The following is a 16,163-nucleotide window of genomic DNA, read 5'->3' as shown; positions in this document are numbered from 1 at the left end:
CGCCCAAACCTCACCCACTGGCGTGTTGGCACACCCACCCATCGGGGGTGTGGCCGGATTCGATGAACCGGGCCAATTCCGCGGTCCTTTGGGGTGGTAGGACGTCAGCGTGCGGATAGACGACCGGCTCCTCCTTGGAGTTGTGCTGTTCGAGTTGAGCCAGCAGCTGACGGCAGCTCTGCGGCAGCCGCCGCGGGCATGACCATCCCGGCTTGGCGGATCGGCGGGAAAAGGAAGACCTCCTCCACGTAGATGTGCCGGCGCAGCGCGTCCAACGCGGCGGTCAATGCTTCGGGCGGCATGTAGCCAAGCTCAAGCTCTTCGACGAACGTCTCTATCACACAGTCGATTTCGTGGTGTTCTCGCTTCAGCGACGGTAGAAACAGCCAGATTGGGCATCGTATGCTCCTCTGAGTCCGGGGACGCCGATTTCGGCACGATGGATTTCCTCGCTCAACGGTCACTCACGGTTCAGCCGCAACACGTCGGCAAGCGGACGCCGCGGTGTGGGCGGCGGCGCCTTGTCCAGTGCGGGTACGTTGCCCACCCGGATCAGGACCTGGGGTAGGTCGGTGTGACCGGTCAGCGCCGCGAGCAGTTCGCGGCTAGCTGACAGCTCCGTCAAATGCGTTACCGGACAGGTGGCTAAGCCGGCCGTCGTACATTCCAGCAGGACGGTCGACAGGGCCTCGCCGCATCGCAGTGCGTTACCGTGACTGTCATCATCGGTGGACAGCATCAGGATCTTCGAGTGGTCGCTTCCGACCCCGGTCCGCCTTTCGGGGTTGCGGGTAAATGGAAAGGCGCGATTGAGCCCCACCCGGCCGAACTCGACGGCCGAAACCAGAGAACTAAAGGGAATGCCCTCGGAGTCCTCGAATGGCGCCGTCCACCAATCAAGTTCGCGGTGATATGACGAATCGTACCGGCGCAGCGATTCGGTGAGTTCGGCCGCTTCGGCCAGTCGGGGCCGCAGCTCTTCCGGCAACACGTCCAGGCGGACGTCGTCGGCGTCCACGCTGTTAAGCAGCACGGGCTCAACCGATTCCCACGTGGTCGGCGCCAGGAACGGAAGTCGATCGGTTCGCCGCCTCAGAATCGCGTCGGCACGCTGCCGCTGCTCATCGGTGACCCGATCGATGGGTGTGAACTCCACCGTGGCCAGGTGCAAGGGGTTGTCCGGGTTGGGAAATCGGTCGACACCAGCGCGCCACCCTGCGGCCGCCATTGCTACCCGCAAGTGGTCAAGTACGGCGCCACAGCCGATATGCGCTTGCCGCATCGTTCGATCCGCGCGCAGGAGCCGAGTGGGATCCAGGGTTAGCTCCAACCGGCCACCCTCGGCCGCCCACCGCCACGGTTGACTGTTATACAGCGAGGGAGCCCGGCACGCCAGTTCGATCGCTTCCTCGATGGTCTTGGTTTCCACCGCGGTGTCCAACACGGCGCGCCTCCGATTGCTGTTCTGCCCCAAGCCATCTCCGAGATCATGCGGAGACGGACATCAAGTGCTATATTAATGAATAATATCCTCTAAATAGGGGCTAGGCAATGTGACGAGGAGCGCCCTGGGATGAACGACCGAAACGAGCCGGCGAGCGGACCGCCGCATCGCATGGGCCACAACCGGCAGCGGCAACGAGTGCTCGAGTTGGTGCGCATGCACTCCCACGCGGTCGACGCAGCCGAGCTCGCCGCCCAGATGGGACTGCATCCGACCACGGTGCGCTTTCACCTGGACGCGTTGTGCAATGACGGAGTCGTCGAGCGCACCCGGATCGCCGGCTCCGGCGTCGGTCGTCCCCGCACCGGTTACCTCGCGGTCCGCGAGCGGCTCGACTATCAGATCCTGGCCGAGATCCTGGCGCTGGAATTGGGCGACACCCCCGACAAGCGTCGCCGCCGCGCCGAGGCCGCCGGCCGGCGATGGGCCCGGCGGATCTCGGGGGACTCGACAAGCGAAGACGTTGCCCGGCAACATGCTTCCGGCGATGTCGAGACCAAGGAAATGCTCGGAACGCGCGCAGCGCTGATCGCGAGGGTTTTCGCCCGCATGGGGTTCGGCCCTGAGCTGCAGCCGGCCGCATCATCGAACAGGGCCACCCAGCAGACCATTCGGCTGCACAGCTGCCCCGTGCGGGAACTGGCCCGAGCCCACCCGGAAGTGGGCTGCGCCCTGCACCAGGGTCTGCTGCAGGGCCTTTTCGCGGATTGGGCCGCAAGCGAACGTGATCCGGCTGCATCGCGGCCGGCGATAAAGGCCGAACTCGAGCCATTCGTCGAGCCGGAACTATGTCTTGTCAGGATGACCGGGCATGACTGAACCGCGTGTGCCGCCGGGCCACCCTGTCGCAGATGTCCGCGACCGCACGGACATTGAGGCGCTGCTGCGCCGGTTCTACGGTCGGGTGATGATCGACGACGTGCTCGCCGCGCCCTTCGACGATTTGCGGAGCAAGGGTCTGGATATGCACATCCCGGTGATGGCCGACTTCTGGGAGACCGTGCTGTTTCGCGCCGGACTCTACCGGGGCAGCGCATTGCACGCCCACCGGAGCGTCCATCAACGAACACCATTGAGCAGCCGTCATTTCGTCCGCTGGCTGACGGTATGGAACCACACGGTCGACGAAATGTTCCGAGGACCCGTCGCCGAGCACGCGAAAGTCCAGGGCGCCAGGATCGCCTGGGCCATGCACCGACGTCTAACGGGCACGGACGCACCGGAACTCGACGAGCTGATCACCCGCCAAACCGGCTGAGTCCGTTGACTGGCCCACCCTAGATGGTCTGGTGACGTCCGAAGAATTCATGGTCTTCGTTGTAACCGCCGTAGCCGCTGCCGAGTTCGGAGTAGTGCGCGACGAACTCGATGCCCTTGAGCCACTTTACATGTCGAAAGCCGTGCTGCAATTCGTTACGCAGTCGCAGCGGCGCACCGTGACCGTAGCTCACGGGTTCGCCGTTCATGTCGTAGGCCAGCATGCTCAGGTGATGGCTCATCTGCTGGATCGGGTGTGCCACGTAGTAGATTCCGCCGTCGGCCCCGGGCCCTAATGAGTAGAAGACCACCCATTTGGCCCCCGGCAACGGTTTGACGATGTCCATGATCGTCTGCATCGACACGCCACCCCATTTCGCGACTCCCGACCAACCCTGGATGCAGAAATGCTGGGTGATCTGTTCGTGGTACGGCAGGTGATGCAAGTCGGCCAACGAGAACTCGGTGGGGTTCTCGACGAGACCGTAGACCCGCAGTCGCCAATCCACGAAGTTGTTCTTCTCCAACTCTTTGTACTCAACCGTTTCCGGGTAGGTGCCGTTGTGCCAGAAGTACGGCGAGATGTCCTTCTCGGTGAATGCGCCGGGCTTGGGGTTGGTGTGCTCGAACAACCGCTGCAGCGGCCCGACGAGCGCGTAACCGACTCGCTGCACGGTGCGGGGATGGCGAAAAGTGAACGGCGTGGCCATCACCCAGCCGACGGCTACCACGACCATGGCCGCCGCGAAGGTCCAGAATCCGACCCAGCCGTTGTCGTCGCGGGCGGCGAACATGTGGTTGAGATTGCGCAACGCCTCGGTGGCGAACACCAACGTGACGTGCACGAGAATGAAGAACAGGAAATACACCAGCACCAGGAAATGCAGCGAGCGTGCGGTCTGAATGCTCAGCCGCTTGCTGATCACGGTGAAACGCATCGAGAGCGCCGGCGACATTCCGAGACCGCTGATGAGGGCAAGCGGTGCGGCGATGAAGACGGTGGTGAAGTAAGCCAGCAGCTGCAACGCGTTATATGCCACCCAGGTGTTGTCGATCGGCCAACTCAACGACAGATATTGGATAGCCACCGACGCGGCGTTGGGGAAGACGTCCCAACTGGTGGGCACGATGTGTCGCCATTGACCGGTTGCGAACAGCAGCACATAGAAGACCACGCCGTTGAGCAACCACAAGACGTCGACGCCCAGGTGCCACCACCGCGCCAGCCCAATCGAATGCCGAATTCCCGGCAGTCCCAATTGACCGGGCAGGGCAACCGAATCGTCCTTGGCCGTCCACAGCGGGTCATCGGGCACCGGCTTTGCCACCCGGAGCCACTCGTCCTTACCCGGCGTGGCATTGCGACTGAAATACAGCCGTGGATGATCGCACAGGATCTGAATCCCGGAGCGGATGATGAACATCATCAGAAACAGGTTGAAGAAATGCGTCCAGCCCACCCACGCGGGAATGCCCGGGCCGACGCCGGACGGAGCATGGGTACCGGGATATCGCTGGATGAATGCCTGCACGGCCGGCATGTTGTGCAGGCCCTTGCCCACCGCCACCGCCAAGACCAACAGGGCGAACCCGATGGGAATCAGCCACAGTAGGTTCAGCCACCGGTCACGACCGATACGCAACCGCGGAGCGATCGCCCGCTTGTCTTCTATCCCGCCGGCCCAGGTCTCCGGGTTGACAATGTTCTCGGCGAGGCGCAGTTCGGCGCGGTAGCCGAAGTCCAGCTCGCCGTCGCCGCGCGCGGCAGCGACCGTCGCCGACAAATCGACGTGCTTGACCGCGCTGCGACTCTCGTCAGGAAGGTTTCGGACATCGAGGTCATGGCGGTCTCGGTCGGTCATCAGGTCGCACCCCCGTCCGTTTCTACAATATGCACTGTGAAAACTGTACGCCATGGTAAGCATGCTCGAGAAACCGCGGGTTGACTTCCTGAGTTCGGGATCCAGCCCAGTGCCGCGGACCGGCGGTGGGTTACGAGTTATCCTGCGGCACTGGGCCTTTGTGAACTCACCGCGGCGCACTGCGGCCTCGTCCGCACCGCCGGCCCGGGGTTGCGGGTGCGGCCGCGCCGGCCGCCGTTGCGCGCCGGCGACTGATCACGTCAGTCACATGAGCCATCTGAATGGTCCGGGTATCCGTTGTGCCCGGCTACGCGCGACAAATCCGTTGCACCGGCCGTGGCTTGTCGCTGCAAGCGGCGCCGACTGTGCGCTGGCGGCGTCGACTGTGCTCCGACGGCGCCGACAGTGCCGTCGGGGCGGCCGATCGCGGCGGTTCCCGCCCTACATACACAGTCAAAGCCCTGACTGCACACTCGATACAGCCGGCATGACCGCCGATTCGGTGAGCACGGGAGATATCCCCCGAACGCCTACCATCACAGGAGGTTTGACCGGAGCCGACGGGCAGCCACGCCCGCGCAAGAGCACATCGTTGACCGCGGCACTCCTGCTCCCCATGAAAATTTCCGAGTGAGGCGAGCAAATTGTGCGCCGCCTGTTGCCGGCAAGTCATGCGCGGAGTTGACCGAAATCAGTTGCGTTCCAACAAATCCAGTAAGTAGCTACCGTATCCGGACTTGGTCAGGCTGCGCGCATGCCGTGCCAGTTGCTCATCGTCGATCCAGCCCAGACGCCACGCCACTTCCTCGGGAATGCTGACCTTGAGTCCCTGCCGACGTTCCAGCGTCCGGACGAAATCGGCGGCATCCAGCAGCGAGTCGAATGTCCCGGTGTCCAGCCACGCCGTGCCCCGGGCCAGCACCTCCACCGCCAACCGGCCCTGGTCGAGATAGACCTGGTTGACCTCGGTGATCTCGTACTCCCCGCGGGCCGACTTCTTCAACCCCCTGGCGATCTCGATCACGTCGTTGTCGTAGAAATACAGCCCCGGCACCGCATAATGCGACTTCGGGGTGGCCGGTTTCTCCTCCAACGACAACGCGATGCCATCGGCACCGAACTCGACCACTCCGTATGCCGACGGGTTGGCCACCCAATACGCGAAAATCGCCCCACCACTGACGGATTGGAATCGGCTCAGACTAGTCCCCAGCCCGGGACCATAAAAGATGTTGTCTCCCAATACCAAACCCACCGAATCAGTACCGATGTGATCAGCACCGATCACAAACGCCTGCGCCAGTCCCTCGGGCCGACCCTGAGTCGCATAGCTGATATTGACCCCAAAGTTCCTGCCGTCGCCGAGCAGACGATGAAACCCCGGCGCATCATGAGCCGTCGTGATCACCTGAATATCGCGGATACCGGCCATCATCAGCGTGGTCAACGGATAGTAGATCATCGGCTTGTCATAGACCGGCAACAGCTGCTTGCTGATCCCCATGGTGATCGGATACAACCGGGTCCCCGAACCACCGGCCAAGATGATTCCGCGCATCAGCGGCTCCTCAGTCCACCAGGTCGTCGTCGGTGAGTTCGGTGGCCGCCAGCGCCGAGGCCAAGTCGTCATGACGAAAGACCGCGGTGACATGGTCACGTACCACGCGGAATGCCGACGCGGCGGTCCTGACGGCCCCGGGATCGTCACGGTCGGTGATCTCCTGTTCGACGACCACGACGCCGTCGTGCACATACATCTGCCCTAGCTCCGCCGCCACCACGACCGAGCCGGCCCATCGGCGTAGCGCCTCATGACCCTGCACCGCCCCATGCGCATCACCGATGTCGATATCGTCACTGGACAACGACACCAACGTCTCCACATCACCGGCATTCAACGCGTCGTGCCAAGCCAACACCGTGGCGATCTCCGAAGTGGTCATGGTCTGCCAGTCTAAAGAGGCGTGCCATCCAGCCATTTCCGCCACACGGCATCATCACCGAACACCTCGATACCGGTGTCGGCGACCGGAACTCGGCGCACCATCGCCAGCAGCAGCTCGGCGGCACTGCCGCGAAGCGCCACCGTTCCCTTGCCGTGCTCGTGGGACCACGTGATCCGGCCCTCGTCGACGCCGACCGTCCATTCCCCCGCGGCACCCAGCCCCGGATCGGTGGCGTGCAGATGTAAGGTGTCGCCGGCCTGCAGCGGCAGAGCAGCACCGGCGCCCCCGGCCTGGATCGCGATGCGCTCCAGAAATTCACTGATTCCGTCGGCTGCGATGTCCGGTTGCAGCGTGAATTCGCTCCCGATGGCGATTGCCGCATCAACGCGATGCACCGCCACCTCGTGCAGCCGACGCCGGATCCACCAGCCCGCCGGCCTACGACCGAGAAATGTCCACACCGGCGTTTCCGTACCGGTCTGCTCGACGGCATCGACGAGACGCTGCGCTCCACCGCGCAGCCAGGCGATGGCGTCGTCCATATCCGGTGGCGGCTTTCCCTCTTCGACACTGCGCGGGTCCAAGAAGCTGTCCAGTCGATCGCGCACTATCTGCGCCGCCCAGCGGTCGCCACGCCCGACGTGGCGGAACAGCTGTCCGACGTTCCAGCCCGGACAACTCGGCACCGGCGTCGATTGGTCGGCGTTGCGGACGAGGTCACCAAATTCGCGGGTCTGGTCAAGATATGCCGACGGGTAATCCACGGCGGTCACGCTACTCGCGGCCCGAAGTTATCCGCGGCGCGGAGTTCGGTCATAGCGCCCCGAGTGCCGAGGCGCTCGAGGCATGAGCTCAGCGCGGTTGGCGAACCGGACGCGTAAGCCACACGAGGAGTATTGCGACGGCAATCGCGACAAGGGAAGACAGCCACCATGCGGAGATCACCAGTGCGGCTATCGCAAGTTCACGACCCTGCTGCCGGCGGTGGGCGATCTGGTAGAGCGCGACGATTCCGAGGGGAATGCTCACATACAGCAAGCCCAGCACACTCGTCACCAGCGCCGCGATCGCAAAGCCGTTGATCGCCAGCGGGCTCACAGACTCAGCCCGGGGAAACGCAGTCGCCTGGCGGTCGTTGGTCATGTTCGGTACCCATCTCGTTGGCTGGCCGCCGCGGCCGCTTGGTTGACGAGAACGATTCTCGTGGCCACCGCTGCACGGATGCTTGACGAATTCTTGGAAGCGGCACTGTTGTTCAAGCAGCCGCAACGCCGAAAGAAACGTCAGACCTACGGCGAGCCAAGGATCGCCGTCGCGACGGCAGAGGCCACCGCGAGCGAAAGGTTGACCCCGTTGTCGCTGCCCTTTTCGAAGTCGTCGCCGTCAACGGCCATGGTGTTCGTGATCTGCGCCAGGCAGACAACATTCCGGCCTGCCGCAGCTGCGTAGGCGTACAGCGCTGCTGCCTCCATCTCGACGCATGCGATTCCGCGCCGCTCCGCTTCCTTGATGGCCAGTGCCGTTTCGCGGTAAGGAGCATCGGTCGTCCAAGAACTTCCTGCCACCACGTGGATACCGTTCTGGTCGAAGGCATTTCGGAGCTTGTCTTTGAGCCCCGCAGCCAGATAGCTCCATTCACCGGGTGCGACGTAGTGCGCGCTGGTTCCTTCGTCGCGAAGCGCCCGCTCGATGAGCACGAAATAGGGCGGTGTCTCGGTGCCGCTGATGCGTCCCGCGGACGTGATGCTCACGAGCAATGATGCGCCGGATACGGACAACTGTTCGGCGACTAACACCGCGAACGGCGCGCCGACAGCCATTCCGACAACCCCGATTTCGAGCCCGTCGACCTCGACGACCCACATCTCGGTGTGGTAGCAGGCCCAGCCCGGGTGGCGATATCCGTTCCCGGCCCGGGCCAGGTGCCGTACTACGTCTCCGTCGGGATCCAGAACGCACACCGCCGGAACAGGATTGTCCGGCAACGACTTTTGACGGCGAGCCTCGCGCAGCAGATTTGCGGGGCGGAACACCGAAGGCGCGTCGAAGTCCTTTGGCGCAACCAGCGGGTAACCCTCTTGGCCGTCGGTCACCGTGCCGACGTTAGCGTATTCCAGCGGCCCAGCCAGGCCCTTTCTTGGGCAACTTTCTCGTCGTGGAATGCCACCGAGGGCGGGTACAAGGTCACCGAAGGTGCCGGAGCGCGCAGGAAGTTGCCCGCGCCCTTGGCGGCCCGGTGATCACCGGTCTCGACGTAGCAGGCACCCTCGCCGGTGAACAGACGCTCCGGCACGTCGTAGCCGAGATGGCGAGCGACGGCGTGCGCGACGACTCCAGCCTGGGATTGGGCGAACACCGCCGCCTTGGGCAGCGGCTTGCCATTCGGCAAAGTAAGCACAGTCGCGTCACCGAGAGCCCACACGCCGTCGACCCTAGTGGACAGCGTCTGCGGGTCCACCGGTATCCACCCAGATTCACTGAGCCCGGCTGATCGCGCCGCGGCCGACGGCGCATGCGGCGGAACCACCGCAAGCAGGTCGAATGGCTCGATCGTGCCATCACCGAATTGCAACGTCCGTTCCACCGCGTTGACTGCGGTGACGGACTTGCGGGCGTGAAAACCGATGCCACAATCCTCGAGCATCGTCACCAGAGCCTGGCCGACCTCGGGTCCTGCGACGGGCATCGGCAGCGGATCGGGGGTGAAGGTGTCGATGTGTACGGTGCCGTTGGCGAAACGGTCGCCGAGTTGGGCAGCCATGAGGAACGCCGCCTCGAACGGCGCGGCCGGGCACTTGAACGGCACCGTTGCCACCAGCACCACGATCCGGCCGCGGTCCAGCGCGTCGACCTTTCCGTGCAGTTCCGTCGCCCCGTCAAGCGTGTAGAACTGGCCCGCGACGCCGGCCTGGAGTGCCTGCGCCAATCCGGGTACCGCCGCCTCGTCGAGCGTGGCACCCAAGGCGATCACCAACGCGTCGTAGCCGAGGACACCGTTGCTGGTGTGCACCGCACGGGTGCCGACGTCGATGCGATCCACGGTAGCTGTGACCAGCTCGACGCCGGGTAGCGACGTCGGGGTCGCGCGGAAGCAGACTTCGTCGGGCCGGCGCCATCCCCGTAGCACCCAGAGCAGCGAAAGGCCGAGGGCTCCGTCAAAGCTCTTGTCCACCAATATGACCCGATCATCGGACGGCAGCAGCTGACGAAGGGTGTCGGCGGTGGTGAGACCCCCGACACCGGCCCCAAGGATGACAATCGTCTTACTCATGATGTTGGTTCCCTTCCGGTCGACACGTTGCCCATCTCGTGCCCGACGAGCAGTCCGCGCGGCTCGTTCCTCACGTGTTCTAAATATCTATGGAATAGTAGATACAGTGCGGAGTTCCGGCAAGGGTCATCCGGTTGGGCCGTCGATCATGCGTTCAGGAATAAGCGTCGAGGGTGCGATTCACGACGACTGGGACGCGACGGCGCCGATGTCGGTGAGTGCTCGCAGAACATCGGCCGATCGAGGGGTGGCCGCCGGGTCGGCAATCCACTGGATCATCAAGCCGTCGATGACGGCCATCAATACCGAGACGATGGCGGGCAGGTTCTCGGGCGGTTCGACATCGGAGCCGGCGAGGGCGGTGCGAGCCAGATCCACTGAATGTTGGCGCACTTCTGCATATCCAGCAGCAAGGCGCTCTCGTAGCCCCTCCGAGCGCAACGCCGGCGCGTACGACTCGACACAGGCATACACGGCGGGACGGATCTGCTCAAACGAGTCGACGGTCGCCTCCAGGACAGCGCGGATCTGTCCGGAAGGACCGGTCGCCGCCGATTGATCGAACGCCTCCCGGACCCGCTCGTTCCACGTCGAAAAGCACCTGCTGAGCGCGTCGTCGAGCAGAGCCTCCTTACCCCCGAAGTGATAGTTGATCGACGCGACGTTCACCCCCGCGGCGCGGGCAATGTCACGCGAGCTGGTATTTCCGTAACCGCGTTCCCGTAGGCAGGCGAGGGCGCCGTCGAGGAGTTTGTCGCGGTTGGTGCGCGGCTGTTGCACAGCCGCAGCTTACCGTGATAAGCATTCGTTTACATCAAACATTTGTTTAACTGACGCGGGAGCGTGATGGCAAACAGGGTTGTCCGGTTTATGGGAGCGTTCAACGGCGACACCGCGACCGCGAGCCTGCCACCAGGACCGCGGCTCCCCCGCCTCGTCCAAAGCGTGCTGTACCTGAAGTTTCGGGAATGGTTCCTGCCGGCGATGCACCGCAAGTACGGAGACGTCTTCTCGCTGCGCGTGCCGCCGTATGCCGACCACCTGGTGGTCTTCACGCGTCCCGAGCACATCAAGGAGATATTCTCGGCCAACCCCAGGACGCTGCACGCCGGCGAAGGCAACCAGATTCTCGGCTTTGTCATGGGAGAGCACTCGGTGCTGACCACCGACGAAGCCGAGCACGCGCGGCTGCGTTCGCTGCTGATGCCGGCGTTCAGTCGGGCCGCGCTGCGCGGATCCCGCGACATGATCCCTTCCGTTGCGCGCGAACATATCGCGCGATGGCCCGCCGATGCTCACATCAACAGCCTCGATTGCATGAACGCACTCACCCTCGACGTCATTCTGCGGGTCGTATTCGGGGTCACCGACCCAGAAGTCAAGGCGGAGTTGACCACTCGGCTGCCGGACATTGTCGACATCCACCCATTGATCCTGGCCGTGCTTCGCTATCCGTCGCTCAAGCACGTCAACCCGTGGAAGCGTTTCTTGGCCAACCAGCGCCGGATCGACGAGCTCCTCTACCGCGAAATCGCCTCCCGCCAAAGTGCTTCCGATCTCCAAGTCCGTACCGACGTGTTGTCGCGGCTGCTACAGACCGACGACGCGGCCACCACGCCGCTGACCGATGCGGAGCTTCGCGATCAGCTGATCACGCTGCTGCTGGCTGGGCATGAGACGACAGCCGCGGCCTTGTCCTGGACACTGTGGGAACTTGCCCGCAACCCCGGGATCCAAAGCCAGGTCGTGGCGGCCGCCGCTGGCGGTGATGACGGCTTCTTGACGGCGGTGTTCAAAGAGGGGATGCGCCGACACACCGTAATCGCCTCTACGGCACGCAAACTCACCGAACCCTCCCAGATCGGCGGATGGCGGCTGCCGGCGGACACGGTAGTCAACACGTCGATCCTGCTGGCTCATGCCAACGCGGAATCACACCCCGAGCCCACTGAGTTCCGTCCCAGCCGATTCCTCGACGGCAGCGTGGCGCCGAACACCTGGCTCCCCTTCGGCGGGGGTGTGCGCCGCTGCCTGGGCTCCGGATTCGCGCTGACCGAAGGCGCCGCTGTCCTGCAAGAGATTTTTCGCCAGTTCACCATCACCGCGTCGGGACCGACAAATGGCGAGAGTCCGCTGGTCCGCAACATCACGACCGTCCCCAAACATGGGGCACGCCTGCGGCTTACCCCGCAACGTGACGGCGCATTGGTCTAAAGACCGGCACTACTTCGGCTTGGCGACGGTGACGCACCACAGCCGCCTGGGCAATTCGCCTTCTTCGAAGGCGTGTACGTCGTCGAGTATCCAGTCGGCGACCAGGCTGTCGACCAGTTCGCGGGAGAAGAAATGTACGGCGAACCCGCCGCACTCGAAGATGTCGTCGCCATGACACTGGCCCATGCCGTAGTGCTTATCGCCGGTGTGCCGAACGGTGTAGACGAACTTCCCGCCCGGCTTCAGCACCCGCCGGACCTCGGCGACAACCGCATGAATTTCCTTGGTGGACAGTGCCATACATAACGCCATGTGGGCAAAGACGGCATCAAAGGACCCGATCTCGACGGGCAGTGGCGCGCGCAAGTCGTGCACGAGTGCCCGCACCCGACCATCCAGGCCCTGCGAGTGCGCGGTTCGGCGCAGCTGCGCAACCGCAACATCGCTGAAATCGGTGGCCAGCACCTGCAAACCCGCGCGGGCGAAATGAAGGCTGTCCCGGCCCTGGCCGGCCGCCAATTCCAGCACCCTGCTGCCCCCGGCACTCTGGAAGACCTCGAGTGCATACCCGGCCGGCAGCGACGGGCCCAACCCGTACATCGCCGGATGCGCCCGGTAGGTGTCCTGCCAGTGTTCGTGCTGCTCCACGGCCAGCTCCGGCTGCCCGGCGAAGAACATACCGCGTCCCTTCTGTTGCAGCCGGTAGGGCCGATCCGGCCGGGCTGGCCAAGTCTCTGTCAGTACTCTATTGAATTATAGATTAGTGGATTATAGTGACCTGGTGACCACTGCTCACCAGGTCAAACGTCACTTCACGAACCGCCCGCACGGGAGGCGCCTGGTTTCACGGCGAGCCGGCATCCACGTGCCCTGGAAAGCGCAAGACCGTCGCAGCACCACGAAACCAGGAGGGCAAACATGAGACGGGTACTGGTAGTCGGATACGGAGCGATCTGCTACCTGATCTTCGTAGCGGCATTCCTTTACGCGATCGGTTTCGTCGGCAATCTGCTCGTACCGCGCACCGTAGACAACGGCATCACAGCGTCCACGTCCGAGGCGGTTGTGGTCGATATCGTTCTGTTAGGGCTATTCGCGGTGCAACACAGCGTGATGGCGCGCCCGTGGTTCAAGTCGCGGTGGACCCGAGTCGTGCCGGCGACGGTGGAGCGCAGCACTTACGTGCTGTTGTCGAGCCTGCTGTTGTTGCTGTTGTTCTGGCAATGGCGAGCGATGCCTGCCGTCATCTGGGCCGTTAGTTGGCCGCCGGCGAAACTGCTTGTGCAGGGGCTGTTTTGGCTGGGCTGGGTCATCGCGTTCACGTCGACCTTCATGATCAACCATTTCGACCTGTTCGGCCTGCGGCAGGTCTATCTGGCCGCGCGGGAACGGACCTACACCCACCTCGAATTCCGCAGCACGATGCTCTACCGGTTGGTGCGGCACCCGATTATGTTGGGGTTCATCGTGGCATTCTGGGCAACGCCCACGATGACCGCCGGCCATCTGCTGTTTGCGGTAATGACGACCGGTTACATCCTGGTCGCCCTGCCTCTCGAAGAGCATGACCTGAGCCGGTCGCTGGGCGATGACTACCGGCGATACCGCAACCGGGTGCCCATGCTCATTCCCGGGCTGCTGCTGCGCAAGCAACGCCGTAGGCCGGGGACAGCAACCCGGTAATCCGCATCAATGTCGGGGCAGCGCTATGGGCTTCGGACTGCCGCCCCTTCGGCCACCGGCAGTCCGGCCAACCGCCATTCGAGCATTCCGTCGTCGAGACGCATCGCCGCGCGGCCCGCGCCGCGAGCAATACGGATTGCGTCGGGGGCCATGACGCAATAGGCACCACGGCAGTAGGCGACGATGTCGCAGTCGGCCGGAAGTTCGGCGAGCCGATCGGCCAGCTCGGCTACCGGGATATTGATGGCGCCCGGGATATGGCCGGCCCGGTATTCCTCGTGCGGTCGCACATCGACAAGCGTTACCTGGCCGGAGTTCTGCCGGCGCAGCAGCTCTTCGCGGGTGATCGCATCCTCGGGTGAGCCCAACACTGCGGCGGCCGCGACTGCCACGTCCGCCAGATGCTCATCGGCGACGACTTGCACCAACGCGAACAGCCTCGCCACGTCGTCCCCGGCGAGCCGGTAGTACTGGCGGGTCCCGTCGCGACGAGCCTCGACCAGGCCGCCGCTCTTGAGCGCCTGCAGATTTGCGGATGCCGTAGTCAGGTTCATCCCGGTCGCAGTCGCGATCGCCTCGACCGTGCGTTCACCCTGGGCGAGTAGGTCGAGGATCTGCAAACGCCGGCCGTTACCCAGCGCCTTGCCCACCCGCGCGATCTGCTCCAGTAGCGCCGCCTTGCGATTCGACTGTCCGGCCATTCAGCTGCTCCAAGACTCAGTGGAATACTGATATTCCATCGTTCATTGGAACTGCATAATACGCGGCGACGGTTGATCCGCACGCACCGGCCACGGCGGTCACCGCGAGGAACCGGCGATCTGGCTCAAGCGCCGTTCTGAGTGTCACCCATCGGCAGCCGGGCACCGAGGCGGAACACCCGCCAGCCCGAGCGCTCCCACCGGGAGACGTCGAGGCAATTGCGACCGTCGACAATGACACGGGCCCGCACCCTGTCGGCCAGGTCGTCGGGGTCCAGGTCGACGAACTCACGCCATTCGGTGAGCACCAGCACGGCGTCGGCGCGCTCGCATGCCTCCGCAACCGAGACCGCGTAGTTCAGGGTGGGGAACACTCGATGCGCATTGTCGAGGGCCTTCGGGTCGTACACGTTGACCGCGGCACCGTTGAGCTGCAGCTGGCCCGCGACGTTGAGTGCCGGCGAATCTCGCACGTCGTCGGATTCGGGCTTGAACGCCGCGCCGAGCACCGCGATGTTGGCGCCCAGCAGCGAACCGCCGCACGCTATTGCGGCCAGCTCGACCATGCGAGTGCGCCGGCGCATGTTGATGCTGTCTACTTCGCGCAGGAACGTCAGTGCCTGGTTGGCGCCGAGTTCGCCGGCGCGAGCCATGAATGCGCGGATGTCCTTGGGCAGGCATCCGCCTCCGAAACCCAAACCGGCGGTGAGGCATTGGCGTCCGATGCGCGGGTCGTACCCGAGCGCGTCGGCCAGCAGGCTGACGTCGGCGGCTGCGGCCTCGCACACCTCCGAAATCGCATTGATGAACGAGATCTTGGTTGCCAGAAAGGCATTCGCAGATACCTTGACCAGCTCGGCGGTCTGCAGGTCAGTCACCAGAAACGGCACGCCCGCCTGCAGCAGCGGGCCGTACAGCTCGCGAACCGCCGCCTCTGCCCGCGTCGAATCATCCTGTACGCCAAGGACTATGCGGTCCGGGTGCAACGTGTCCTGGACCGCGAATCCCTCGCGCAGGAATTCCGGATTCCACGCGACTTCGACGGTCGCATTCCGGGGACTCAGGGCCGCGGCCCGGCGCCCCAGTTCGGCAGCAGTACCCACCGGGACCGTCGACTTGCCGATGAGGACCGACGCCCTGCTCAGACGCGGCACCAGCGCGTCGATGACGGAGTGCACGTGACGGAGGTCCGCGCCGTATTCGCCTCTCTTCTGCGGTGTGCCGACGCCGAGGAAGTGCACGTCGGCGAAGTCGGCGGCCAGGTCGTAGTCGGTGGTGAATTGCAGCCGGCCAGCAGTCAGATTGTCGGTCAACAGCTTTCGCAAACCGGGCTCGTAGAATGGAATATCGCCGCCGGCCAATTTGGCAACCTTGCCGGGATCGATATCCACCCCCAGGACCTCGTGTCCCAATTCCGCCATTCCGACGGCGTGGGTGGCACCCAGGTAACCGGTGCCGAAGACGGTACATCTCACACCACCGTGTGTAGGTGCCCGCGATGAGCAGACCACATCGTGGCGCTGAACGACAGGTGACAGCTACCCGGCGAAATCAGAGGCCGGGGATAAACGGGATGTTGAAACCGCCGCGACCGTGCCCGTGGCCGCCACCGCGGCCGCCGCCGCGGCCGCCGCCATGATCGTCGTCATCGCCGCCGCCCGGGAAGCCGCCCCCACCGCCGGGACCAAAGATCGGGGGCACCGGTATCTGCACGGGCACCGGAAT

General features: G+C 64.2%; 16 protein-coding genes and 1 pseudogene. 4 read left to right on the top strand and 13 right to left on the bottom strand.

What is annotated here, in order from left to right; all coding sequences use genetic code 11:
- Window positions 1-10 precede the first annotated feature (10 nt).
- Window positions 11-392 (bottom strand): annotated as a pseudogene (locus tag B4U45_RS16880) (hemerythrin domain-containing protein).
- Window positions 393-460: 68 nt separating this feature from the next.
- Window positions 461-1,444, bottom strand: a complete 984-nt coding sequence (locus tag B4U45_RS16875; RefSeq protein ID WP_075546358.1) for an Acg family FMN-binding oxidoreductase — start codon at window positions 1,442-1,444, stop codon at window positions 461-463.
- A 129-nt stretch (window positions 1,445-1,573) separates the two neighbouring features.
- Between B4U45_RS16875 and B4U45_RS16870 the strand changes: the two genes are divergently transcribed.
- Together B4U45_RS16870 and B4U45_RS16865 are read left to right on the top strand one after the other, a co-directional pair.
- Entirely contained in the window at window positions 1,574-2,323 is a 750-nt protein-coding gene (locus B4U45_RS16870) for a helix-turn-helix transcriptional regulator (protein ID WP_083153933.1), read from the top strand.
- Window positions 2,316-2,762: a group III truncated hemoglobin gene (locus B4U45_RS16865; protein ID WP_075546356.1), complete on the top strand. Its 447-nt coding sequence runs from the start codon at window positions 2,316-2,318 to the stop codon at window positions 2,760-2,762. Before B4U45_RS16870 ends, B4U45_RS16865 begins: the two co-directional genes overlap by 8 nt.
- A gap of 19 nt (window positions 2,763-2,781) precedes the next feature.
- On the opposite strand, the gene B4U45_RS16860 is transcribed toward B4U45_RS16865, so the two are convergent.
- The 8 genes from B4U45_RS16860 to B4U45_RS16825 all read right to left on the bottom strand — a co-directional run bounded on the left by B4U45_RS16860 (window position 2,782) and on the right by B4U45_RS16825 (window position 10,620).
- The gene (locus B4U45_RS16860) at window positions 2,782-4,623 is read right to left on the bottom strand and encodes a molybdopterin-dependent oxidoreductase (RefSeq protein WP_082275328.1); all 1,842 of its coding nucleotides are present in this window, start codon (window positions 4,621-4,623) and stop codon (window positions 2,782-2,784) included.
- Between the two features lie 691 nt (window positions 4,624-5,314).
- Window positions 5,315-6,181: a glucose-1-phosphate thymidylyltransferase RfbA gene (gene rfbA, locus B4U45_RS16855; protein ID WP_075546355.1), complete on the bottom strand. Its 867-nt coding sequence runs from the start codon at window positions 6,179-6,181 to the stop codon at window positions 5,315-5,317.
- Window positions 6,182-6,191: 10 nt separating this feature from the next.
- Complete coding sequence (locus B4U45_RS16850; RefSeq protein ID WP_075546354.1) at window positions 6,192-6,566, bottom strand: nuclear transport factor 2 family protein; 375 nt, start codon at window positions 6,564-6,566, stop codon at window positions 6,192-6,194.
- 11 nt (window positions 6,567-6,577) lie between these two features.
- Window positions 6,578-7,333, bottom strand: coding sequence for a maleylpyruvate isomerase family mycothiol-dependent enzyme (locus B4U45_RS16845; RefSeq protein ID WP_075546405.1), 756 nt, complete (start codon window positions 7,331-7,333; stop codon window positions 6,578-6,580).
- Between the two features lie 88 nt (window positions 7,334-7,421).
- On the bottom strand, window positions 7,422-7,712 hold the full coding sequence (locus B4U45_RS16840; protein ID WP_075546353.1) for a DUF4190 domain-containing protein: 291 nt from the start codon (window positions 7,710-7,712) through the stop codon (window positions 7,422-7,424).
- Between the two features lie 146 nt (window positions 7,713-7,858).
- Window positions 7,859-8,662 carry a nucleoside phosphorylase gene (locus B4U45_RS16835; protein ID WP_075546352.1) on the bottom strand — a complete coding sequence of 268 codons (804 nt, stop codon included), beginning with the start codon at window positions 8,660-8,662 and terminating at the stop codon, window positions 7,859-7,861.
- The gene (locus B4U45_RS16830) at window positions 8,659-9,840 is read right to left on the bottom strand and encodes an NAD(P)/FAD-dependent oxidoreductase (RefSeq protein ID WP_083153932.1); all 1,182 of its coding nucleotides are present in this window, start codon (window positions 9,838-9,840) and stop codon (window positions 8,659-8,661) included. Before B4U45_RS16830 ends, B4U45_RS16835 begins: the two co-directional genes overlap by 4 nt.
- 180 nt (window positions 9,841-10,020) lie before the next feature.
- Complete coding sequence (locus tag B4U45_RS16825) at window positions 10,021-10,620, bottom strand: TetR/AcrR family transcriptional regulator (RefSeq protein WP_075546350.1); 600 nt, start codon at window positions 10,618-10,620, stop codon at window positions 10,021-10,023.
- A gap of 90 nt (window positions 10,621-10,710) precedes the next feature.
- Here B4U45_RS16825 and B4U45_RS16820 point away from each other — a divergent pair, with 90 nt between their 5' ends.
- Entirely contained in the window at window positions 10,711-12,054 is a 1,344-nt protein-coding gene (locus B4U45_RS16820; protein WP_219859573.1) for a cytochrome P450, read from the top strand.
- A gap of 9 nt (window positions 12,055-12,063) precedes the next feature.
- On the opposite strand, the gene B4U45_RS16815 is transcribed toward B4U45_RS16820, so the two are convergent.
- A complete protein-coding gene (locus tag B4U45_RS16815; protein WP_075546348.1) occupies window positions 12,064-12,732 on the bottom strand; it encodes a class I SAM-dependent methyltransferase in 669 nt (222 codons plus the stop codon).
- A 240-nt stretch (window positions 12,733-12,972) separates the two neighbouring features.
- Between B4U45_RS16815 and mddA the strand changes: the two genes are divergently transcribed.
- Window positions 12,973-13,737, top strand: a complete 765-nt coding sequence (gene mddA / locus B4U45_RS16810) for a methanethiol S-methyltransferase (protein WP_075546347.1) — start codon at window positions 12,973-12,975, stop codon at window positions 13,735-13,737.
- A gap of 23 nt (window positions 13,738-13,760) precedes the next feature.
- Here mddA and B4U45_RS16805 read toward each other — a convergent pair whose 3' ends face one another.
- Window positions 13,761-14,438 (bottom strand): Rv0324 family HTH-type transcriptional regulator, encoded by a 678-nt coding sequence (locus B4U45_RS16805; protein WP_075546346.1) that lies wholly within the window; start codon window positions 14,436-14,438, stop codon window positions 13,761-13,763.
- 125 nt (window positions 14,439-14,563) lie between these two features.
- Window positions 14,564-15,913 carry a UDP-glucose dehydrogenase family protein gene (locus B4U45_RS16800; protein ID WP_075546345.1) on the bottom strand — a complete coding sequence of 450 codons (1,350 nt, stop codon included), beginning with the start codon at window positions 15,911-15,913 and terminating at the stop codon, window positions 14,564-14,566.
- Between the last annotated feature and the right edge of the window lie 250 nt (window positions 15,914-16,163).

This window comes from Mycobacterium persicum, from assembly GCF_002086915.1.
Classification (GTDB): Bacteria; Actinomycetota; Actinomycetes; order Mycobacteriales; family Mycobacteriaceae; genus Mycobacterium; species Mycobacterium persicum.
This window is presented reverse-complemented; position numbering and strand designations above follow the sequence as displayed.

Excerpts from the sequence above, each read along its gene's own strand:
- B4U45_RS16820 (WP_219859573.1), top strand. The coding sequence starts at position 10,711 with ATGGGAGCGTTCAACGGCGACACCGCGACCGCGAGCCTGCCACCAGGA.
- B4U45_RS16830 (WP_083153932.1), bottom strand. The coding sequence starts at position 9,840 with ATGAGTAAGACGATTGTCATCCTTGGGGCCGGTGTCGGGGGTCTCACC.
- rfbA (WP_075546355.1), bottom strand. The coding sequence starts at position 6,181 with ATGCGCGGAATCATCTTGGCCGGTGGTTCGGGGACCCGGTTGTATCCG.
- B4U45_RS16805 (WP_075546346.1), bottom strand. The coding sequence starts at position 14,438 with ATGGCCGGACAGTCGAATCGCAAGGCGGCGCTACTGGAGCAGATCGCG.
- B4U45_RS16850 (WP_075546354.1), bottom strand. The coding sequence starts at position 6,566 with ATGACCACTTCGGAGATCGCCACGGTGTTGGCTTGGCACGACGCGTTG.
- B4U45_RS16865 (WP_075546356.1), top strand. The coding sequence starts at position 2,316 with ATGACTGAACCGCGTGTGCCGCCGGGCCACCCTGTCGCAGATGTCCGC.
- B4U45_RS16815 (WP_075546348.1), bottom strand. The coding sequence starts at position 12,732 with ATGTTCTTCGCCGGGCAGCCGGAGCTGGCCGTGGAGCAGCACGAACAC.
- B4U45_RS16860 (WP_082275328.1), bottom strand. The coding sequence starts at position 4,623 with ATGACCGACCGAGACCGCCATGACCTCGATGTCCGAAACCTTCCTGAC.
- B4U45_RS16870 (WP_083153933.1), top strand. The coding sequence starts at position 1,574 with ATGAACGACCGAAACGAGCCGGCGAGCGGACCGCCGCATCGCATGGGC.
- B4U45_RS16840 (WP_075546353.1), bottom strand. The coding sequence starts at position 7,712 with ATGACCAACGACCGCCAGGCGACTGCGTTTCCCCGGGCTGAGTCTGTG.
- mddA (WP_075546347.1), top strand. The coding sequence starts at position 12,973 with ATGAGACGGGTACTGGTAGTCGGATACGGAGCGATCTGCTACCTGATC.